16 protein-coding genes and 1 riboswitch are annotated in these 21,180 nt (G+C 72.3%); of the genes, 8 read left to right on the top strand and 8 right to left on the bottom strand.

Going from position 1 to position 21,180, the window contains the following annotated elements; translation table 11 throughout:
* Positions 1-62 precede the first annotated feature (62 nt).
* Entirely contained in the window at positions 63-572 is a 510-nt protein-coding gene (locus ACFVHV_RS04910) for an NUDIX domain-containing protein (RefSeq protein WP_359911677.1), read from the bottom strand.
* 111 nt (positions 573-683) lie between these two features.
* Between ACFVHV_RS04910 and ACFVHV_RS04915 the strand changes: the two genes are divergently transcribed.
* Positions 684-1,907 (top strand): serine hydrolase domain-containing protein, encoded by a 1,224-nt coding sequence (locus ACFVHV_RS04915; protein ID WP_359911679.1) that lies wholly within the window; start codon positions 684-686, stop codon positions 1,905-1,907.
* Positions 1,908-1,909: 2 nt separating this feature from the next.
* Here the strand turns inward: ACFVHV_RS04915 and ACFVHV_RS04920 are convergent, their stop codons facing one another.
* The 3 genes from ACFVHV_RS04920 to ACFVHV_RS04930 form a co-directional block, all read right to left on the bottom strand.
* Positions 1,910-2,233 (bottom strand): nuclear transport factor 2 family protein, encoded by a 324-nt coding sequence (locus ACFVHV_RS04920; RefSeq protein ID WP_359911682.1) that lies wholly within the window; start codon positions 2,231-2,233, stop codon positions 1,910-1,912.
* 223 nt (positions 2,234-2,456) lie between these two features.
* Positions 2,457-3,980 (bottom strand): aldehyde dehydrogenase family protein, encoded by a 1,524-nt coding sequence (locus ACFVHV_RS04925; RefSeq protein ID WP_380348819.1) that lies wholly within the window; start codon positions 3,978-3,980, stop codon positions 2,457-2,459.
* Positions 3,981-4,537: 557 nt separating this feature from the next.
* Positions 4,538-5,485, bottom strand: coding sequence for a terpene cyclase (locus tag ACFVHV_RS04930; protein ID WP_359911688.1), 948 nt, complete (start codon positions 5,483-5,485; stop codon positions 4,538-4,540).
* A gap of 309 nt (positions 5,486-5,794) precedes the next feature.
* Here ACFVHV_RS04930 and ACFVHV_RS04935 point away from each other — a divergent pair, with 309 nt between their 5' ends.
* Both ACFVHV_RS04935 and ACFVHV_RS04940 read left to right on the top strand, forming a co-directional pair.
* Positions 5,795-8,809, top strand: coding sequence for an AAA family ATPase (locus tag ACFVHV_RS04935; RefSeq protein ID WP_359911691.1), 3,015 nt, complete (start codon positions 5,795-5,797; stop codon positions 8,807-8,809).
* A gap of 255 nt (positions 8,810-9,064) precedes the next feature.
* Positions 9,065-10,129: an aldose epimerase family protein gene (locus ACFVHV_RS04940; protein ID WP_380348822.1), complete on the top strand. Its 1,065-nt coding sequence runs from the start codon at positions 9,065-9,067 to the stop codon at positions 10,127-10,129.
* A 33-nt stretch (positions 10,130-10,162) separates the two neighbouring features.
* Here the strand turns inward: ACFVHV_RS04940 and ACFVHV_RS04945 are convergent, their stop codons facing one another.
* On the bottom strand, positions 10,163-10,669 hold the full coding sequence (locus tag ACFVHV_RS04945; RefSeq protein ID WP_359911697.1) for a GNAT family N-acetyltransferase: 507 nt from the start codon (positions 10,667-10,669) through the stop codon (positions 10,163-10,165).
* Between the two features lie 310 nt (positions 10,670-10,979).
* Here ACFVHV_RS04945 and ACFVHV_RS04950 point away from each other — a divergent pair, with 310 nt between their 5' ends.
* The 5 genes from ACFVHV_RS04950 (at position 10,980) to ACFVHV_RS04970 (ending at position 17,326) form a co-directional block, all read left to right on the top strand.
* The gene (locus tag ACFVHV_RS04950; RefSeq protein WP_380348824.1) at positions 10,980-12,257 is read left to right on the top strand and encodes an extracellular solute-binding protein; all 1,278 of its coding nucleotides are present in this window, start codon (positions 10,980-10,982) and stop codon (positions 12,255-12,257) included.
* Between the two features lie 215 nt (positions 12,258-12,472).
* A complete protein-coding gene (locus ACFVHV_RS04955) occupies positions 12,473-13,474 on the top strand; it encodes a sugar ABC transporter permease (protein WP_359911703.1) in 1,002 nt (333 codons plus the stop codon).
* 40 nt (positions 13,475-13,514) lie between these two features.
* Positions 13,515-14,420 (top strand): carbohydrate ABC transporter permease, encoded by a 906-nt coding sequence (locus ACFVHV_RS04960; protein WP_359911706.1) that lies wholly within the window; start codon positions 13,515-13,517, stop codon positions 14,418-14,420.
* Between the two features lie 163 nt (positions 14,421-14,583).
* Entirely contained in the window at positions 14,584-16,281 is a 1,698-nt protein-coding gene (locus tag ACFVHV_RS04965) for a glycoside hydrolase family 13 protein (protein ID WP_359911709.1), read from the top strand.
* A gap of 25 nt (positions 16,282-16,306) precedes the next feature.
* Positions 16,307-17,326, top strand: coding sequence for a LacI family DNA-binding transcriptional regulator (locus ACFVHV_RS04970; RefSeq protein ID WP_359911712.1), 1,020 nt, complete (start codon positions 16,307-16,309; stop codon positions 17,324-17,326).
* A 100-nt stretch (positions 17,327-17,426) separates the two neighbouring features.
* Here the strand turns inward: ACFVHV_RS04970 and ACFVHV_RS04975 are convergent, their stop codons facing one another.
* The 3 genes from ACFVHV_RS04975 to ACFVHV_RS04985 form a co-directional block, all read right to left on the bottom strand.
* Positions 17,427-17,627: a hypothetical protein gene (locus tag ACFVHV_RS04975; protein ID WP_359911715.1), complete on the bottom strand. Its 201-nt coding sequence runs from the start codon at positions 17,625-17,627 to the stop codon at positions 17,427-17,429.
* 321 nt (positions 17,628-17,948) lie between these two features.
* Complete coding sequence (locus ACFVHV_RS04980; RefSeq protein WP_380348828.1) at positions 17,949-19,355, bottom strand: transglycosylase family protein; 1,407 nt, start codon at positions 19,353-19,355, stop codon at positions 17,949-17,951.
* A riboswitch (cyclic di-AMP (ydaO/yuaA leader) is annotated at positions 19,342-19,512 on the bottom strand. It overlaps the preceding gene by 14 nt.
* Before the next feature lie 453 nt (positions 19,513-19,965).
* Entirely contained in the window at positions 19,966-20,925 is a 960-nt protein-coding gene (locus ACFVHV_RS04985; RefSeq protein WP_380348829.1) for a hypothetical protein, read from the bottom strand.
* Positions 20,926-21,180: the final 255 nt, after the last annotated feature.

Consider the following 21,180-nt stretch of genomic DNA (forward strand, 5'->3'; position numbering starts at 1 on the left):
AGACAGGGGCCCACTGCTCTCCGGCCCGCGCACCGGGCCCGAACGCCGAGGTCGTGGCGGCGCTACGCGGACCGGAGGTCCAGGTAGCGGCGGTAGGCCTCGCGCCCGTCGGGGACGAAGGAGTCGCGGGTGAGGCGGTCGGCGAGTTCGGCGGGGGTGAGCCAGGTGTGCCAGGCGACCTCGGACTCCTGGGGGGAGACCGGGCCGTCCCACTCGGCCTCGTACATGTCGCACCACCAGGAGAGCCGGTCCTGCTCGAAGAGGAACTTGAACAGGGGGCGCGGGGCGATGCCGTGCACGCCGAGCTCCTCCTCGGCCTCGCGGACGGCGGCCTCGGCGTAGGTCTCGCCGGAGCCGACCACGCCGCCGACGAACATGTCGTACGCGCCGGGGGCGAAGAGCTTGGTGTCGGTGCGGCGGTGGACGAAGATCCGCCCGGCCGGGTCGCGGACCAGGATGAAGACGCAGCGGTGGGTGAGCCCGCGCCGGTACACCTCGCCGCGCAGGGCGGTCCCGATCACGCGGTCGTGCTCGTCGACGATGTCCAGCAGTTCCTCGGCAGGGTTGGTCATGAGGGACAGGTTAGGGTTTCGGGGCTCGGTTCGAACGGATTCGATCGAAGGAGATCGAGAACGAACCCGAGTGGCACGAGAAGCAACGGAACTGGTCGAGGGCGGCACGCGGTGGTGGAGATTTGGGGCGAGACGGCCGAGGGGTTCGAGCCCGTACGGGCGGCCTTCGCGCGGAACTTCGCCGACTACGGCGAGCTCGGTGCGGCCTTCGCGCTGTACGTGCGCGGCCGCAAGGTGGTCGACCTGTGGGGCGGTGACGCCCGGCCCGAGGTCGGCGGCCGGCCGGCGCCCGCGGTGCCGTGGACGGCGGACACCGCGCAGGTGCTGCGCTCGGTCACCAAGGGCCTGACCGCGACCACCGCGCTGCTCCTGGCCGAACGCGGCCTGCTCGACCTGGACGCCCCGGCGGCCTCGTACTGGCCGGAGTTCGCGGCGGCCGGCAAGGGCCGTATACCGGTGGCCTGGCTGCTCTCGCACCAGGCCGGAGTGCCCGCGCTGGACGTGCCGCTGCGGCTGGAGGACGTGCTCACCTGGGAGCGCGCGGCCGCCGCAGTCGCCGCGCAGGCGCCCGCCTGGGAACCCGGCACCGCGCACGGCTACCACCCGTACACCTTCGGCTGGCTGGTCGGCGAGGTGGTGCGCCGGGTCAGCGGCCGGACGGTGGGCCAGTACTTCGCCGAGGAGGTCGCCCGGCCGCTCGGGCTGGACCTGTGGATCGGGCTGCCGGCCGGCGCCGCGCCCAGGGTCGGCAGGCTCGTCGACCTCCCGGCGCCGGACGCGGCCCGGACCGGTCCGAGCGGGCTGCGGCTGCGACCCAAGCAGTCCGTCCGGGACGCCTACCAGGACCCGGCCTCGCTGACCGCCCGCTCCTTCGCCTCGGTGCGCCCCGGCGTGGACCTCAACGACCCGGCGGTGCAGGCCGCCGAGATCCCCGGCGCCGGCGGCATCGGCACAGCCCGGTCACTCGCCCGGTTCTACGCGGCACTGATCGGCGCGGCCGACCGCCCGGACGGCTCCGGCGCGCTGCTGCCGCCGCTGCTCGGCCCCGAGGTGCTGGCACGCGCGGTCGAGCCGGCGGTGAGCGGGCCGGACCGGGTGCTGATCGTCAACTCCACCTTCGGCCTGGGCTTCTGGCGGCACGGCCCGACCGCGCCGATGGCCTCCCCGGCGAGCTTCGGCCACCCGGGTCGGGGCGGTTCGCTCGGCTTCGCCGACCCCGACCTGGGGCTGGGCTTCGGCTACGTCACCAACGGCATGCAGCCGGGCGTCACCGGGGACATCCGCTCGCGGAACCTGATCCGCGCGGTGCGGGGGTGCCTGGGGCTGGACCGGTAGCCTCAGGCCTGGCCGGTCTCGAAGCGGTGGATCTTCCCGCCGTCGACGGTGAAGCGCCAGGCGGTGCGCATGGTGCCCCAGGTCTCGTTGGTGAACTCGGCGACCAGCGCGTGGCCTCCGCTCGACTCGGTCTGGACGGCCATCCGGCCGTTCGGGCCGAAGATCTCCCGGTCGACCCAGTCCGCCAGGTCGCGCTCGGAGCCGTCGTCGGCCATGGTCGCGTCCGGGGCCAGCAGCGCGAAGAAGGCCTCGCGGTCGCCCGCGTTGACCGCGGTGACGAAGGCGCGGACGGCGGGGTCGCTGAGTTTCGTGGGGGCGATGGTCACGCGGGACTCCCTGATGGGGGTGAGGGGCGGGGAGTCCTGTCTACGGCTTTCGCGCGGGCCGTCCGGGCATGTCGGCGGCGCGTCGGTGAATTGACCGCATTCATGTGCTTTGATCCCCGGAACGGGCGATTCGCCCCGGAGCCCGCCACGGGGAGTGGCGAGGGAGCGGGAGGCCCCGATGGGCCTCCCGCTCCGCTTTCCCGGCCTCCCTGGCTCGTCGGGTCTAGAAGAAGCCGACCGCGTCGGGGGAGTAGCTGACCAGCAGGTTCTTGGTCTGCTGGTAGTGCTCCAGCAGCGCCTTGTGGGTCTCCCGCCCGATGCCGGAGTTCTTGTAGCCGCCGAAGGCCGCGTGGGCCGGGTAGGCGTGGTAGCAGTTCGTCCAGACCCGGCCCGCCTGGATGGCGCGCCCGGCCCGGTGGGCGGTGTTGATGCTGCGGGTCCACACGCCCGCGCCGAGCCCGTACTGGGTGTCGTTGGCGAGCGCGACGGCCTGGTCGAAGCCGTCGAAGCGGGTGACCGAGACGACCGGTCCGAAGATCTCCTCCTGGAAGACCCGCATCGAGTTGTCGCCCTCGAAGACCGTCGGCGTGACGTAGTACCCGCCGGCCAGCGTGCCGCCGAGGTCGGCCCGCTCGCCGCCCACCAGGATCCTGGCGCCCTCGTCCTGGCCGATCTCGAAGTAGGAGAGGATCTTCTTCAGCTGCTCGACGCTGACCTGCGCGCCGACCTGGGTCTCGGTGTCCAGCGGGTTGCCCTGGCGCATCGCCCGCACCCGCGCCAGGCCGTCGCCGAGCAGCCGCTCGTAGACCGGGGTCTCGATCAGGGCGCGGCTGGGGCAGGTGCAGACCTCGCCCTGGTTGAGGGCGAACATCGCGAAGCCCTCGACGGCCTTGTCGTAGAAGGCGTCGTCCTCGGCGGCGACGTCCGCGAAGAACACGTTGGGGCTCTTGCCGCCGAGTTCCAGCGTGGCCGGGATCAGGTTCTCGGCGGCCGAACGGGCGATCAGCCGGCCGGTGCCGGTCTCGCCGGTGAAGGCGATCTTGCGGATCCGGGGGCTGGCGGCCAGCGGGGCGCCGGCCTCCTCGCCGAAGCCGGTGACGATGTTGACCACGCCGGGCGGCACCAGGTCGGCGGTCAGCTCGGCGAGCAGCAGCACCGAGGCCGGGGTCTGCTCGGCGGGCTTGAGCACCACCGCGTTGCCGGCGGCGAGCGCCGGGGCGAGCTTCCAGACCGCCATCAGGATCGGGAAGTTCCACGGGATGATCTGGCCGACCACGCCCAGCGGCTCGTGGAAGTGGTACGCCACGGTGTCCTCGTCCAGCTGGGAGAGGCTGCCCTCCTGGGCCCGCAGCGCACCGGCGAAGTAGCGCAGGTGGTCGACCGCGAGCGGGAGGTCGGCGGCCAGCGTCTCGCGCACCGGCTTGCCGTTCTCCCAGCTCTCCGCGACGGCCAGCTGCTCCAGGTTGGTCTCCATCCGGTCCGCGATCCGCAGCAGGACCTGCGCGCGCTCGGCGGCGGAGGTGCGGCCCCAGGCCGGGGCCGCGGCGTGGGCCGCGTCCAGCGCGGCCTCGATGTCCTCGGCGGTGCCCCGGGCGACCTCGGTGAACACCTCGCCGGTGACCGGGGTCGGGTTGCCGAAGTACTCGCCGCGCACCGGAGGCGTCCATTCGCCGCCGATCCAGTGCTCGTACCGGGAGCGGTAGGCGACGATGCTGCCGGGCGTGCCGGGGGGCTGGTAGACCGTCATGTTCGCTGTCTCCTCGCTGCGTCGGGCGCCGCCGGGCACGGCTCGGGCCACGGGCGGCACGCCGGACCGCCCGTTCGGGGGCGGTCCGGCGGGAGGGGTCGGACACGCAATCGGACCGGCGCCCCGCCGGGGCGCCCGCCGCCGAGCACGATAACCGCCGGGCGCCCGGCGCGGCTACGGTCCGTACGCGTGTCCGGTACGGAGGGTGTGTCTTCCGGTCGCTCGCGGGGGCCTGGGCCGCCGGACGTTCCCGGACCGGATCTCCGCGGGACCCCGGGCCCGATCCCGATCTCCGCGGGACCCCGGGGCCCGATCCCGATCTCCGCGGGCGTCCCGAAACGGATCACTGCGGGGGCGCGCGTTTCGGACGCACCCCCGCGACCCGTGGCCGCGCGCCGTCGCGCGTCGGTGGGGCTGTTCCCGGCGTGCCTCCGTGAGCCGCCGTGCGTCGGCCGGACCGTCCCCGCGGCGTGCCGCCGTACGCCGCCGTACGGCCGGGGCGGCGCTCTCGGGTCGCGCCACCGCACGCCCGTCGGGCGGTCCGGGGCGCACGCCGGTCAGACCGCGTGGTACCGGCCGGTGCGGGCCTCCCAGCTGAGGTAGCCGGCCAGCCAGGTGAGCAGCCCGTCCGCGTACCGCTGGGCGATCGTGCGTTCGATCCGGGAGAGGCCCAACTCGCGGTGGACGTCGGGCAGCCGGGCGTGCAGTTCGGCGCAGCGGTCGACCATCAGCTGGGCCTCGGCGATGACCGCCGCGCAGGCCTCCTCGGCCGAGCAGCGCCGTTCCCGCTGGACGATCATGACCAGGTTGTTCACGTCCCCGCGCGGCGCCTCCAGCGGGTAGGAGTGCACGTCGTTGCTGAGCGACGGTATGTCGGCGGCCAGCTGGCGGAGCTGACGCAGCACGGGGTGGTGCAGGACGGCGGCCGGGACCTCGAACTGGCCCAGGCGTTCGACCATGTCGAAGATGGTCTCCATCGCCGCGGTGCCCCGGCGGAGCTCCAGGTAGCCGGCGCGGTCCGGCGGCCGGGTGGAGATCCGGCCGGCCGCCTCGGCCGGGTGGCTGGCCAGGTAGTACTCCCAGTTGTAGGCGGCGCGGGCCTGCCAGCGGGCCGGCATGCCCCGCATGCTGCGGTTCCACAGATCGGCGAAGGCGGTCTCGACCGCGGAACCCTGGTCGGGGCGGGCGCCGTGCAGGACGGCGATCAGCCGCTCGCAGATCGGGGCCACCTCGGCGGGACGGCGGCCGAGCGGGCCGTCGAACTGGTCGTCGAAGAGGAAGTAGAAGCCCATCAGGTCGGCGGCCAGGGCGAGTTCGTCCGGGCCGGCGTCCGGATAGCCGAGTGCGGCGAGGTCCACCACCTCCCAGTGCGCGTAGCCGGGATGGTCGGCGTCGGGCAGCAGCGGGTGGCGGATCAGCCAGTCCCTGTGCAGTGCGGTGGCGTGGACGCCGTGCGGACTGCGGCGGTGCGGGAACGGAATCTGAAGTGAGGTGTCGTCAGACATCGGACTCCCGGTGCAGCGGAGGGTGGGGGCGCTTGTTGTTGGAGCGGTGATGGTGGGGGGAGTTGGCGCGACGGGGCGCGGACGGTGAGGGTGGGCTTCGCAAGATCATCCGCGCCTCGAAGGCCGTAGGGTATCTGATGCAATGATGGGATGTTAGGGATGTAGGGCAATTGCCCTTGACAGTGCCCCCAAACCCTCACCGTCCGCCCCAGCCTGCACGAATGCCCCACGGGGAGGTCCGCACGGCGCTAACCTCGGCTCCACGCAGTGATGGAGCTGTGACGCAGCGGGCGAGGCGGAGGCACGACGGTGACCGAGCAGGAGAACGCACTTCGGGCGGGCGGTGGTTCCGCCCACGACGGCGACGGCATCGCGCCCCGGGTCCGGTTGCGCGACCGCGACGCCGAACTGCGCTCGGTGGAGGCCGCTGTCGACCGGCTCTGCCGCGGCTTCGCCGCCGGCGGCACCGAGATCGGCGACCTGCTCACCTTCTCGGGTCGCCCCGGCATCGGCAAGACCAGTCTGCTGCACGAGGTCAGGCGGCTCGCCAAGCTCCGCGACGGCGCCACCGTGCTGTTCGCCCGAGGCGGTGAACGGCAGTTCAAGGAGCCGTACCACGTCCTGCGCCAGCTGCTCCAGCCCGTGCTCACCGACCTGAAGCCCGAGGTCTTCAGCCAGGTCATGGGCACCTGGGAGGAGGTCGTGGGACCGGCCATGGGCCTCAAGCAGCCCAAGGCCGGCGCCCGCCGCCTCGACCCGCAGGGCGTGCGCGACGGCCTCGACTACGTCCTCACCCAGCTCGCGCCGCGCCGCGCGCCGATGGTGATGATCGTCGACGACCTGCACTGGGCGGACGGCGAGTCACTCTCCTGGCTGACCAAGTTCGCCATCCGATCGAGTGAACTTCCCGTACTGCTCGTCTTCGCCTTCCGGGAGGACGAGAACGACTGGCCCATCGAGACCCAGGACTTCCGGCGGGACGTCCTCCTCCTCAAGGGTCGCAAGCACGAGCTCAACCGGCTCACCCTCAGCTCCGTCACCGACATGATCCGCGCCGAGCTCGGCGACAGGGCCGAGGACGCCTTCTGCTACGAGTTCTGGAACGTCGTCAACGGCAACCCGTTCGAGGCCAACGCCCTGCTCGACCAGGTGCGCGAGCAGGAACTCGAACCGGTCGAGGAGAACTCCCGGCAGCTGCGCGAACTCGCCGTCGACGCCGCCGGGATGACCCTCAAGAGCTGGCTGGACCGGCTCGGCGCCAGCACCCTGCGCTTCGCCTGGGCCTGCGCGATGCTGGGCACCGACATCCGGGTCGACCTCGCCACCCGGATCTCCACCCAGAGCACCGAGGGCGCCCGCGACTCCATCAAGCGGCTGCGCAAGCAGCGCGTGCTGACCCAGACCCCCAACGGGAACCTGGAGTTCGTCCACCCGCTGATCGCCAGCTCCATCTACAACACCATGCCGGACGCCACCCGCCTCGGCATGCACGGCATCGCCGCCGCCGAGATCGAGAACGCCGGACTCGGCCTGCTCGCCGCCTCCCGCCACCTGGTCGAGACCCACTCCGGCGAGGGCGACGACCGGATCGTCAAGAAGCTGCGCCGCGCCGCCGTCGAACACCAGCTGATCGGCGCCCCCGAGGCGGCCCAGCGTTGTCTGCACCGCGCGCTCAACGAGCCGCCCGCCGACGAGATCAAGGCCGAGGTGCTCTACGAACTCGGGTGCTCCGCGCTGCTCACCGACCCCGTCGCCACCGTCAACCAGCTCAAACTGGCCCTCGACCCCGACGAGGTGCCGCTGCGCCCCGCCCTGCGCGTGGACGCCACCTTCCGGCTCTCCGAGGTGCTCGCCCACGCCGGTGAACTGGGCCAGGCGGCCCTGGTCTGCCAGGAAGAAGCCCTGAGGACCACCGAACCGGCCGGGCGCCAGCGGCTCCAGGCCGCCTCGTTCATGTGGCACGCCTTCCGCAAGTCCGAGGAGGACGGCCCGGGCCGCTCCGCCCGGCTCGGCGAGATGTGCCGGGGCCTGAGCGGGCGGGAGGCGGCCGACCGGGCCGTGCTCGCCATGCGCGCCTGGGACCTCACCCTGCGCGGCGCCGCCTCCGCCGATGCGCTCGCGCTCGCCGACGAGGTCCTCGACGGCGGCCGGCTGCCCAAGGGCCTCGGCTGGACCGACACCACCTGGGGCTTCGAACTGCCCTCGATGCTCGGCCTGACGTACATCTACAACGACCGCATCGCCCAGGCCGAACGGCTGGCCGCGGACGCCATCATCCAGTTCGAGATCGCCGGGTGGAGCGGTGCCCACCGGGGCTTCGCCTACTTCCTGATGGGCCTGGCCCGGTTCCGCCGCGGCCTGCTCGCCGAGGCCGAGGACTTCCTGCGCCGGGCGTACCGCATCTCCGAGCGGATCGGGGAGAAGCTGCCGCTGGCGTGGGACGCGATCGGCGTGCTCGTCGACACCCTGATCGCCCGCGGCCGGGTCGACGAGGCCTGGAAGCTGGCCAACGAGTTCGGCTTCCACCCGCCGTACCACGCGACGGCCATGGTGCTGCCGGACGCGGCCTCGCTGTACGGCAAGCTGCTGGTCGCCAAGGAGAAGTACGCGGGCGCGGCCGCCGCGCTCACCGAGGCGGGCGCCCAACTGGAGGTCCGCGGCTGGCACAACACCGTCTGGGCGCCCTGGGCCGGCCACCTCGCCATCGCGATCGCGGACGACGAGCCCGAGCGTGCCCGCGACTACGCCCAGCGGGCGGTCCGGGACGCACGCAACTTCGGCACCGCCTCGGCGATCGGAAGTGCGCTGCGCTTGCAGGCCCGGATCGAGGACGGCCAGGCGGCGGTCGAACTGCTGGAGGACGCCGTGGCGTACCTCGGGCAGTCCCCGGCCGGTTACGAGCACGCCGTCGCCCTGGTCGACCTCGGCGCCGCGCTGCGCCGGGTCGGGCGGCTGGAGGACGCCCAGGAGTACCTGTACCAGGGCATCGAACTGGCTCAGCACTGTTCCGCGGAGGGGCTGGTCGACCGGGCCCGGCGGGAGCTGGCCAACTACGGCCTGCGGCCCAACCGGCTGGGGCTGCGCGACTTCCGGGACACCCTGGAGACGCTCAGCAGCGCGGAGTGGGAGGTCGCCAAGCGGGCCGTGCAGGGCGTGCCGCCGCAGCGGATCGCCGACGAGCTCGGGGTGCCGCTCGGGCTGGTCAACCGTCGGCTGGCGGCGGTCTACCGCAAGGCGGGCAGCGGGCCGGACGGCCTGGCCTCGGCGCTCGGTCTGCCGCAGCAGCAGCGGGACGCGGGCCGGCTGGAGGAGCTGGACGGCTAGGAGCGGCCCCCGGGGTCGGTCGTGGCGCCCCGGTGGTCGTGGCCGGTGCCCCGTGCGCGGTGGGGTGCCCGGCGGTCGTAGGGGGCGCCAGATGGTGGACGGCGGCGCGGGAGGCGGCGCGTGGGTTCGCGGAAGCGCCCCCTCGGCCGCCGCCGTCGCTAGGCTGACGGGACACGGGGCTGCCGCGGCGACCCCTCGACGGACCCGGAACCGGGCGGCCGCGGTGCGACCCGGCCGCGAGTGAGGAGCAGGCCCATGGCGAGCGAGGCCACCAGCGTGCGGCAGGAACCCCTGGAGCCCTCGGGCGCGGGCGCCGCGATCGAGCGCTGGACGCTCACGGCGGGCCCGTACGAGGCGAGCGTGCTCACCCTCGGCGCGACCCTGCACACCCTGAGCGCACCGGACCGCTCCGGCCGCTCCGCCCAACTGCTGCTGGCCACCGACCGGTTGTCCGAGATCCTCGGCCCGGCCCGGCACTACGGCACGGTGGTGGGCCGGTACGCCAACCGGATCGACGGCTCGTCGGTCACCATCGACGGCGAGGAGCACCAGCTCGCCCCCACGGGGGGCGGCATGACCCTCCACGGCGGGCCGGACGGCTTCGCGCACCGGATGTGGGAGGCCGAGCCGGTCGGCGGCGGCGTGCGGCTGGCGCTGCACAGCCCGGACGGCGACCAGGGCTTCCCGGGCGCGCTGGACGTCACCGTCACCTACACCCTGGACGCCTCCGGCGAGCTGCTGATCGCCTACCGCGCCGTCACCAGCAAGCCGACCGTCGTCAACCTCACCAACCACGCGTACTTCAACCTCTCGGGTGAAGGCAGCGGCGACGTCCTCGGTCACCTGCTCACCCTGGACGCCGACGCGTACACCCCCGCCGACGAGCGGCAGATCCCGTACGGCCGGACCGAGCCGGTGGCCGGCACGCCCTTCGACTTCACGGTGGCCACGCCGATCGGCAAGTCGGTGCACGACGAGCACCCCCAGCTGACCGGGCCCGGCGGCTACGACCACAACTGGGTGCTGCGCGCCCGGCCGGGGGACGGCAGCCCGGCGCGGGCCGCGCTGCTGGAGGACCCGGTCAGCGGCCGCACCCTGGAGGTGCTGACCACCGAGCCGGGCGTGCAGGTCTACACGGCGAACAAGTTCCAGGGCGCGGTCACCGGCGCGCGCGGCGTCCCGTACGGGCCGTTCGCCGGGATCGCGCTGGAGACCCAGCACTTCCCGGACTCCCCGCACCACCCGGCGTTCCCCAGCACGGAGCTGCGGCCGGGGGAGGAGTTCCGCTCGACGACCGTGCTCCGGCTGGGGACCAACTAGCGGGCGGTCCCCGGCCGGCGGCGCCCCGGCGCGCTAAGGCTTCGCGAGGTCCCGGCGCATGCAGAGCCGGGGCCAGCGGTCCAGACCGTGTTCGGCCTCCTTGCGGCGGATCTCGCGCAGGCCGGGGGTGACTTCCTCCCCGGCCAGCGGACGGAAACCGCAGCGGGCGTAGTAGGGGGCGTTCCAGGGGACCTCGGCGAAGGTGGTGAGGGTGAGCGCGGGGGCGTCGGTGGTCTCGGCGAGGTGCTCGATCAGTGCCCGGCCGATGCCGCGGCGGGCGTGGTCGGGGTGCACGGAGACCTGTTCGATGTGCAGCGCGCCGTCCACCGGCTCGGCGAGCAGGTAGCCGGCGACGGTCCCGTCGGGGGCCTCGGCGACCAGGGCGGTGCCCTGCTCCAGGTAGTGCGCCAGCTCCTCCGGCGCCGGGGGTTCGTCCTCGGCGATCTCCGGCATGCCGATCGCGGCGAACGGTGCGCCGGCGGCCCGCTCCAGTTCGGCGAGCAGTGGAAGTTCGTCCCTGGTGACGGCTCTGATTCGCATGCGTCCAGTCTGCTGCAGGCCGCTTTCGGCCACGCACGGTGGTGCCGTCGGCCAGTCAGCAGAGGGGGGAATCGGGCAAACTCGGGCAATCGGTGCGGCCGTCAACTACCGAGCGGCAACGTCCAGGACACGCGGGCGTAACGATCGCGGTTTCTTGCAGAAACTTGCTGCAAGGACTTTCCGTCGATCTTGCACCGCTGTTAACTTCCTTCCCGAGCCCGACGGCAGCAACGGTGCGGTCGGTACGAGGCAGCCATTATGCGCCTGTCTCCGAACATCTCGGGCACCCCCACCCTCCCAAGGAGTTCTCATGCGGCGTGGCATCGCGGCCTCTGCCCTCGTTGTGGCCCTCGCGGTCTCGATGGCTGCCTGTAGCAGCAGCGGCTCCAGCTCCGACGGCAAGGCCGACGGGCCGGTCACCCTCACGTACTGGGACACCTCGAACGCCACCAACGAGGCGCCGAACTACCAGGAGCTCGTCAAGAAGTTCGAGGCTGCGAACCCGAACGTCAAGGTCGACTTCGTCAACGTGCCGTTCGACCAGGCGCAGAACAAGCTCCAGACCGCGATGGGTGCCAAGGGTGCTCCGGACGTGTTCCGCTCCGAGGTCGGCTGGACCGCCGCCTTCGCCAAGGCCGGCTACCTGGAGCCGCTGGACGGCACCCCGGCCGCCGCGGACACCTCCGCCTTCCAGCCGAGCCTGATCCAGCAGGCCAAGTACGAGGGCAAGCTGTACGGCGTGCCGCTGGTGACCGACACCCTCGGCCTGCTCTACAACAAGGAGCTGTTCACCAAGGCCGGCATTACCGAGGCGCCGAAGACCTGGGACGACCTGAAGACCGACGCCGCCGCCGTCAAGGAGAAGGCCGGGGTGGACGGCTTCTGGCTGAAGGCCGCCGACGGCTACTACGCGATGCCGTTCCTGTTCGGCGAGGGCACCGACACCGTCGACGCCGCGGGCAAGAAGATCACCGTCGCCTCGCCGGAGGCCGTCAAGGCCGTCGAGACCTACAAGTCGATGTTCACCGCGCCGGGCACCGTCAAGGCCGACGTCACCACCGACGCCTATGCGCACATGATGGACGCCTTCAACAGCGGCAAGGTCGCGGCGATCGTCCAGGGCCCGTGGGAGATCACCAACATCTACAAGGGTTCGGCCTTCGCCGACAAGAACAACCTCGGCATCGCCGCCGTCCCCGGTGGCTCCGGCGGCAAGGGTGGCGCTCCCACCGGCGGCCACAACATCTCGGTCTACGCGGGCGCCGACAAGGCCCACAAGGCCGCCGCGGAGAAGTTCGCCGCCTTCATGACCTCGGCCGAGAGCCAGGCGTTCATCGCGCAGAAGAACTCCACCCTGCCCACCCGCTCCGACGCCTTCACCGCGGACGTCAAGGCCGACCCGGGCATCGCCGGCTTCCAGGCCGTGCTGAGCAGCGCCAAGCCGCGCCCCGAGCTGCCCGAGTACAGCTCGCTGTTCGCCTCGCTGGGCACCAACCTGGGCAAGGCCGTCCAGGGCACCAGCACCCAGGACGCGCTGAACACCGTCTCCACCGACTACGCCAAGCTCCTGCCGGGCTTCGCCAAGTAGTCCCTGTGCCCGGCCCGCCGGTCGACGGATGACAGCGGGCGGGTGGCGGTGACCGCGCGACGGCGAACGAATGACGGATAACAGATTTCATCATCTGTCAGCTGTCATCCGTTCGCTGTCCGCGGCCCGTCGCCACCCGCCCCGCGACGCCCGTCGCCCACTGCGGACCGGGCCGTCGGCTCCCCCCGAGAATTCCCCCCGAGAAGGTGCAAACGATGTCAGTCGCCGTGCAGGGCGCCACCGGCAAGGGCAACCGGGAACGCGAGCAGCGTCCGGGCCTGCTGGAACGCGTCAAGCGCTCCTACGCCAAGCACTGGTACGCCTACGCGATGATCGCCCCGGTCGTACTGGTGCTCGGTGCGCTGGTGCTCTACCCGCTCGCCGAGGGCATCTGGCTCACCCTCACCGACGCCAACAGCCTCAACGTCGCCCGCAAGATCGGCGTCAACGAGATCCCGGCGAGCTACGAGTTCGTCGGCTTCCACAACTACGCCGACATCCTGTGGGGCCCCGGCTCGTACGACCGCTTCTGGTCGCACTTCGTCTGGACCATCGCCTGGACGGCCGTCTGCGTCTGCCTGCACTACACCCTCGGCCTCGGCCTGGCCCTTCTGCTCAACCAGAAGCTGCGCGGCCGCGCCGCCTACCGGATGCTGCTCATCCTGCCCTGGGCCGTACCGACCTTCGTCACCGTCTTCTCCTGGCGCCTGATGCTCGCCGACGGCGGCGTCGTCAACAACATCCTCTCCTTCCTGCACCTGCCCGAGCCCGGCTGGCTCACCGACCCGTGGGCGCAGAAGGCGGCCGCGATCATGGTGAACACCTGGGCCGGTGTGCCGTTCATGATGATCTCGCTGCTCGGCGGCCTCCAGTCGATCCCGGCCGAGCTGTACGAGGCCGCGGAGATGGACGGCGCCACCGCCTGGCAGCGCTTCCGGTACGTCACCCTGCCGGGGCTGCGCTCCGTCTCCTCCACGGTCGTGCTGCTCGGCGTGATCTGGACGTTCAACCAGTTCAACGTGATCTTCCTGCTGTTCGGCACCGGCGCCCCCGACGCCCAGCTGCTGGTCACCTGGGCGTACCGGCTCGGCTTCGGCCAGATCCCCCGGGACTACGCGCAGTCCGCCGCCTACGGCGTGATCCTGCTGTCCATCCTGATCGTCTTCACCGCCTTCTACCGGCGCTGGCTCGCCCGCAACGAGCAGGCCAACGGCTGAGGCCCCGGACCCAGTTGACCCACGAAGGCAGGTAACCCCGATGAGCACCACCACCGAACTCCCGGCCCGCCCGGCGGCCGCGGCCCCGGCCGCCCGGCCCGCCAAGGTCCGCCGCCGCGGCGAGCGCAGCCCGATGGCCCGGGCGCTGTCCCACGGCACCCTGATCCTGGCCGGCCTGATCGCGCTCTTCCCGGTCGCGTGGATCCTGTTCGTCTCGCTCGGCCCGGACAAGACCGACTACCTCCACCCCGGCCAGATCCTCGACAAGCTGACGCTGTCGAACTACCAGCACGTGCTGTCCGACACCGACTTCTTCACCTGGTTCGGCAACGCCCTGCTGGTCTCCGGCGTCACCACCGTGTTCGGCGTGATGCTCGCCGCCACCACCGGCTACGCCGTCTCGCGGATGAAGTTCCCCGGGCACAAGCCGCTGATGTGGTCGCTGCTGGTCACCCAGATGTTCCCGATCGCGGTGCTGATCGTGCCGATGTACACGATGCTCTCCGAACTCGGCCTGCTGGACAGCTACACCGGCCTGATCCTGGTCTACTCGACCACCACCGTGCCGTACTGCGCCTGGCTGCTGAAGGGCTACTTCGACACCATCCCGGTGGAGATCGACGAGGCCGGCCGGGTCGACGGGCTCAGCCCGTTCGGCACCTTCTGGCGGCTGGTGCTGCCGCTCGCCCGCCCGGGCCTGGCGGTGGCGGCCTTCTACTCCTTCCTCACCTACTGGGCCGAGGTGCCGTTCGCCTCCACGTTCATGCTCAGCTCCGACAAGTACACGTTGGCCGTGGGCCTCCAGACCTTCGTCAGCGAGCACGACGCCCAGTGGAACCTGATGGCCGCGACCGCCGTGCTGATCGCGATCCCGTCCGCGGCCTTCTTCTACCTGGTGCAGCGCCACCTGGTCACCGGCCTGACCGCCGGTGCCTCCAAGTCGTAACGGGCCGCCACGTCGTCGCGCGCCACCACGTCGTCACAGGACCGCACGCTGTCGCAAGACCGCACGCCGTCGCAAGACCGCACGCCGTCACAGGACCGCAGCTCGTCGCGCGCCTCCACGTCCCAGCGCCTTCCGCTCCTCTAGTCCCCAAGGGATACCGTCCATGACCCAGAACCTGGCCGACACCTCCCGGCCTGCCGCCGACACCGCTCACGAGGCGAACGTCAGCGCGTCCAGAGGCTGGTGGCGGGACGCGGTCATCTACCAGGTGTACCCGCGCAGCTTCGCCGACTCCAACGGCGACGGCATGGGTGACCTGCCCGGAATCCGCAGCCGCCTGCCCTACCTGCGCGACCTCGGCGTGGACGCGGTCTGGCTCTCGCCGTTCTACGCCTCGCCGCAGGCGGACGCCGGCTACGACGTGGCCGACTACCGCGCGGTGGACCCGATGTTCGGCACCCTGCTGGACGCCGACGCCCTGATCCGGGACGCCCACGACCTGGGTCTGCGGATCATCGTCGACCTCGTCCCCAACCACTCCTCGGACCAGCACGAGTGGTTCCAGCGCGCCCTGCGCGAGGGCCCCGGCTCCCCGCTGCGCGAGCGCTACCACTTCCGCCCCGGCAAGGGCGAGCAGGGCGAACTGCCGCCCAACGACTGGGAGTCCATCTTCGGCGGCCCGGCCTGGACCCGCAGCGAGAACCCGGACGGCACCCCCGGCGACTGGTACCTGCACCTGTTCGCCCCGGAGCAGCCCGACTTCAACTGGGAGAACCCGGCCGTCGCCGACGAGTTCCGCTCGATCCTGCGGTTCTGGCTCGACATGGGCGTGGACGGCTTCCGCATCGACGTCGCCCACGGCCTGGTCAAGGCCCCCGGCCTGCCCGACCTCGGCGGCGCCGACCAGCTCAAGCTGCTCGGCAACGACGTCATGCCGTTCTTCGACCAGGACGGCGTGCACGAGATCTACCGCAGCTGGCGCAAGATCCTCGACGAGTACCCGGGGCAGCGGATCGGCGTCGCCGAGGCGTGGACCCCGACCGTCCAGCGCACCGCCAACTACGTCCGCCCCGACGAGCTGCACCAGGCCTTCAACTTCCAGTACCTGGGCACTGGTTGGGACGCCACCGCGCTGCGCGAGGTGATCGACCTCTCGCTCGACTCGATGCGCCCGGTCGACGCCCCCACCACCTGGGTGCTCTCCAACCACGACGTCACCCGGCACGCCACCCGGTTCGCCAACGAGCCCGGCCTCGGCACCCAGATCCGCACCCCCGGCGACCGCGAGCTCGGCCTGCGCCGCGCCCGCGCCGCCACCCTGCTGATGCTCGCGCTGCCCGGCTCGGCCTACGTCTACCAGGGCGAGGAGCTCGGCCTGCCGGACGTCACCGACCTGCCCGACGAGGTCCGCCAGGACCCGTCCTTCTTCCGTCAGGCCGGCCAGGACGGCTACCGAGACGGCTGCCGCGTCCCGATCCCGTGGTCCGGCACCGAGGCCCCGTACGGCTTCGGGCCGGTGGCCGGCGGGCCGTCCTGGCTGCCCCAGCCGGCCGAGTGGGCCGGGCTGAGCGTCGAGGCGCAGACCGGCGACCCGACCTCCACCCTGGAGCTCTACCGCAGCGCGCTGGCCGTCCGCCGGGCGCAGCCCGACCTCGGCGCCGGCACCGGCGTCGAGTGGCTGGAGAGCCCCGAGGGCACCCTGGCGTTCCGTCGCGGCGCCTTCGTCTGCACCGTGAACACCACCGGCGAACCGGTGCGGATCGCCGCCCCGGGCACGCTGCTGCTGGGCTCGGCCGACCTCGTGGTGGACGGCGGCGAGACGGTGCTCGCTCCGGACAGCACCGGCTGGTGGGCGGTCTGACGTGGTTGGAATAGGCTCTGGGACCGTGACTACGGCGCGACTCTCAGACATCGCGGCGCAGGCGGGGGTCAGCGAAGCCACCGTCTCCCGCGTGCTCAACGGCAAGGCGAACGTTTCCGCCGCCACCCGGCAGACCGTGCTGGCGGCGCTCGACGTGCTCGGGTACGAGCGGCCGACCCGTCTTCGCCAGCGCAGCGCCGGGCTGATCGGTCTGATCACGCCCGAGCTGAGCAACCCGATCTTCCCCGCGCTGGCCCAGGTGATCGAGCAGGTGCTCAGCCGGCACGGCTACACGCCGGTGCTGTGCACCCAGACTCCGGGCGGGTCCACCGAGGACGAACTGGTGGAGATGCTGGTGGACCGGGGCGTGGCGGGCATCGTCTTCGTCTCCGGGCTGCACGCCGACACCACCGCCGACCACGACCGCTACGCCCGGCTGGCCGGGCGCGGGGTGCCGTTCGTGCTGATCAACGGCTACAGCGAGAAGATCGACGCGCCGTTCATCTCGCCGGACGACCGGGCCGCGATGTGGATGGCCGTCCAGCACCTGGCCGAACTCGGGCACGAGCGGATCGGGCTGGCCGTCGGTCAGCGCCGGTACGTGCCGGTGCTGCGCAAGATCGAGGGCTTCACGGCCGCGCTGCGCGAGGTGCTCGGACTCTCCCGGGAGGAGGCCGACGACCTCGTCCACCACACGCTGTTCAGCGTGGAGGGCGGGCACGCGGCGGCCGGCGCGCTGCTCGACAAGGGCTGCACGGCGATCGTCTGCGGGAGCGACATGATGGCGCTCGGGGCGATCCGGGCGGTGCGGCAGCGCGGGCTGTCGGTGCCGCAGGACGTGTCGGTGGTCGGCTTCGACGACTCGCCGCTGATCGCCTTCACCGAGCCGCCGTTGACCACGATCCGCCAGCCGGTCGAGGCGATGGCCACGGCGGCGGTCGACGCGCTGCTGGAGGAGGTCGGCGGAAACGCGGCCCAGCGCGGCGAGTTCATGTTCCAGCCGGAGCTGGTGATGCGCGGGTCCACCGGGGCCTGCGCGCGCTGAACCCGGCCGTCACGGCCGACGGAAGGGCCCCGGAGGGCGGTTGCTCCCCGGGGCCCTTCGGCGTGCGTGCGTGCGGTCGGCCGCCCGGGCCGTCGGGCGGTCAGCCCTCCTGGGCGGTGGGGCGGTCGACGGTCGGTCGGTGCCCGTCGGCCGCCTCGCCGGTACGGGTCTCGGTACGGCGGCCGCGGGCCAGGTAGTCGCGCAGGACCAGTTCGACGGCGTCCTGCGGGTTCTTGGTGCCGGAGAGCAACATCGCGTCGATCGCGAGGTTCGCGTCGAGGGTGACGGTGACCTGGGCCATGTGACTCCTCCTCGGGTGCAGAGCAGCAGCATGCCCGTTGGGGCGGGGATTCACCACGGGGATTCGTCGTGGGGATTCAGCAGGGGCTTCGCCATGGGGATTCGCCGTGGGGATTCAGCACGGGGATTCACCGCGGGGATTTGCCACGAGGTACGGCCGGAGGCATGCCGGAACCCCCGGGGAGGAGCGACCAGACTCTCCCCGGGGGCGTGGGCGGTCGACGATCGGACGACAGCTGACAGATGATGAAATCTGTTATCTGTTATCTGTTATCTGTCAGCTGTTATCCGTCGTCCGCCGTCCGTCGGCTGTTCGCCGTTCTCAGACCCGGCCGGCGAAGTCCGGGGCCCAGTTGGCGATGCTCTGCTCGCGGACGCCCGAGCTCGGGTTGGCGGCCTCGACGTACTTGCCGTTGCCGACGTAGATCGCGACGTGGTAGACGCCGGAGTCCTTGCCGTTGTTGGACCAGAACAGCAGGTCGCCCGGCTGGAGGCTGTCCAGCGAGACGTGGGTGCTGGCGGCGGCCTGGTCGGCGGCGACGCGCGGGACGGAGACGCCCGCGGCGCGCAGCGCGGCCTGGGTCAGGCCGGAGCAGTCCCAGCCACCGTTGCCGGTGCCGCCGTAGACGTACGCCTGACCGACCTTCGACTCGGCGAAGGAGACCGCGGCGGCCATGCTGCCGGTGGCGGCCGGAGTCTGGGTCTGGGTCTGGGTCTGGGCCGGAGCCTGGGTCTGCGGAGCGGGCTTGGCGGCCGGCTTGGTGGACGGCTTGGCGGCCGGGGTCTGGGCCTGCGCGGTCGGCTGGGCGTTCACGGCACCGCCGTTCGCGGACTGGCCGGACTTCTGCGAGCGGTCGAACCAGGTGAAGTCCGAGCCGGACTTGCCGGTGGCGGACTGGCCGGCCTGGGCCTGGCCGTTGCCGCCGAAGGACAGCTGCTGGCCCGGGTAGATGCTGTCCGGACCCTCGGTCAGGGTGCCGCGGTTGAGCTCGTACAGCCGCTGCCAGCCGCCCTGCACCTTGTGCTGGTCGGCGATCGCGGACAGCCAGTCGCCCTCGACCACGGTGTAGTCGCCGTTCTGGGCCTGCTGCTGGCGCTTCTGGACCCAGTCGCTCCGGTTTCCGGAGGCGGTGGAGTCGGTGCTGGCCTGCGTGCCGTCCTGGGCGGGCGCGGCGGGCGCGGCGGGCGCGGCGGGCTTGGCGGCCGGGGCCTGGGTCTGCGGAGCGGGCTTGGCGGCCGGGGCGGCCGGCTTGGCGCTCTGCGCGGGCTGCGCGGGCTTGGCGGTGGTCGAGCCGGCGGTGGAGCCCGCCGAGGTGTCGACGGCGGCCGCGGCGCCGCCCTTGGTGAGGCCGGCCTGGACTGAGCACACCGGCCAGGCGCCGGGGCCCTGCGAGGCGAGGACCTTCTCGGCGACGGCGATCTGCTGGTCCTTGGTGGCCAGGTCGGCGCGCGCCGCGAAGGCGGTGCCGCCGAAGGCGGACCAGGTACTGGAGGTGAACTGGAGGCCGCCGTAGAAGCCGTTGCCGGTGTTGATGCTCCAGTTGCCGCCGCTCTCGCACTGGGCGACCTTGTCCCAGGTGGCGACGGTGGCGGCGGAGGCGGTGCCGGAGGCGATGCAGGGGACGGTGAGGCCGACGCCCGCGACGCCGAGGGCGGCGATCACGCGACGGGTGCGGCTGGACAGACGAGTGCCGTTGGTGGGCAGCATGAAGACGTGGTCCTCTCCCACGCCTGCGAGGTGAGCTGTCGGATTCGGGCTGGAGTTGCCCGGCCGCGCTGTGGGCGCGGCTTCACCCCTAGCCCTGGACCGTTCCGGAGATCGGTCCGGGGCGACTTACCTGTGGGTCCCCCGCTCCTGCCGTGGTGCGATTTCGCGCTGCCAGGACATCCGACGGCAGGACTCGGCGTCGCGGATGAACCGGGTTCGTGTGGTCACGAACGGGGAGCACGTTAATCAGACTTAAGTTCAAACTGCAAATGACTGTGATGCGCATCACGGTTTAGTGGGAACTGCCAAAATTGCCGCTCTACATGATCGTAAATGATCGTTTTCAAGCAACCCTGCTGTGGAAGCCCACAACTGGCAGCGCTTCAGAAGTGGTGTGACGGCACGTCGAATCGCGGGTCGGAGCGCCCCGGCGGATGCCGCGGCGGCTGTGGTGCGAGTGCCCGCGACCGCGTTTCCTATTTCCTTTCAAAAAGGCCAGAACGGACATTCCACTTCGCCGCCGTCCGACTTCCGCGCGGGACGGCCACGGGCGGGCGGAGCAAAACCGAAGGGCCCGGAACGCATGCCGTTCCGGGCCCTTCGGTGCGCGCGAACCGGCGCGCGACGTCGACTACCGCCCTGCGGACCCCTGGGAGGCCGCGTGGGCGCCGCGGACGCCCTCCAGGGCCCCCTCGGCCTCGGCGGCGGCCGCCGCCTCCGCCTCGGCCCGTGCCAGGTCCTCCGGGGACGGCGCGGGCAGCGCCGCCAGGTAGGTGGAGGCGATCAGCTGGCCGACCGACGGGTACGAGCCCAGCGGTGCGGCCGACGGGCAGCCGGTCTCCTCGGCGGCGGTGGCGAGCAGCTCGGAGTCCGCCTCCGGGCCGATCACCAGCGGGGCCAGCGCCGGGCGCTGCGAGCCGGTGTCCCTGAGGTGGTTGACGGCCGCGGCCACCGAGCCGGGCACGTCGAGCGCGGCGGCGACGACCGGCACGGCCAGTCGGGCGGCCAGCAGCACGCCGGTGATGCCGGCCGCCGCGGCCGCGTCCTCGCCGCCGACGGTGGTCAGCACCACGCCGTCCGCGGCGGTCGCGATGGCGAACAGCCGGGCGCGGTCGGCCCGGGCCAGCCCGGCCTCGGACAGCCGGACGTGCACGGCCTCGGCCAGCAGCGGGTGCGGGCCCAGCGGGTCGGTGACGGGCGCGCCGTACTCGGCGGCGAGCGCGTGAAGCTCGGTCAGGAAGGTGTGCGGGCCGGGCACCAGCGGGACCAGGACGGGCGTCGGCAGCCCGGCCTCGGCCGCCATGGCCAGCAGCTCGGCCACGGTGCGGTCCTCGCCGCCCGCGCCCTCGCCGCCGTTGCCCGGCAGGTAGCCGACCGCGGTCCGGACGCCGTTCTGCTCGGTGCGGACGATCGAGAGCAACTCCTCGACGACCGAGCGGGACTCGGGCCCGGCGGTCGCGGGCACGGCGAGCACCAGGGCCGGGGCGCCGGCCGGGATCTCGGGGCGCTCGGGACGACGGTGGCGCCCCCGCGCACGGGAGCCTGGAGTACGGACGGGCAGTGGCGCGCCCGGGATGGCTGCGGTGCTCATGCCGGAGATCGTAGGACATCTGCCCGTCCGGCTTGCAGTCGGCTGCCGCGTGGGTTTCACGCGGTCGCGGTCCGGAGCCCGGTGCGTCTCCGGCGCCGGTCCGGGCACTTTGCCTACAATCCGGACATTCCGCTCCCAATCCCCGCGCGACCGCCGGTGGTTGCCTCGACGCGACCCGAGGGGGCCGGCGTTGCACCTGGGGCGCGTGAGATGTCTCACAGCATGAGGATGGTTTGACGGAGGGTCACGGGGGTG

Source organism: Kitasatospora sp. NPDC127116, assembly GCF_042677365.1.
Lineage (GTDB): Bacteria > Actinomycetota > Actinomycetes > Streptomycetales > Streptomycetaceae > Kitasatospora > Kitasatospora lactacystinica.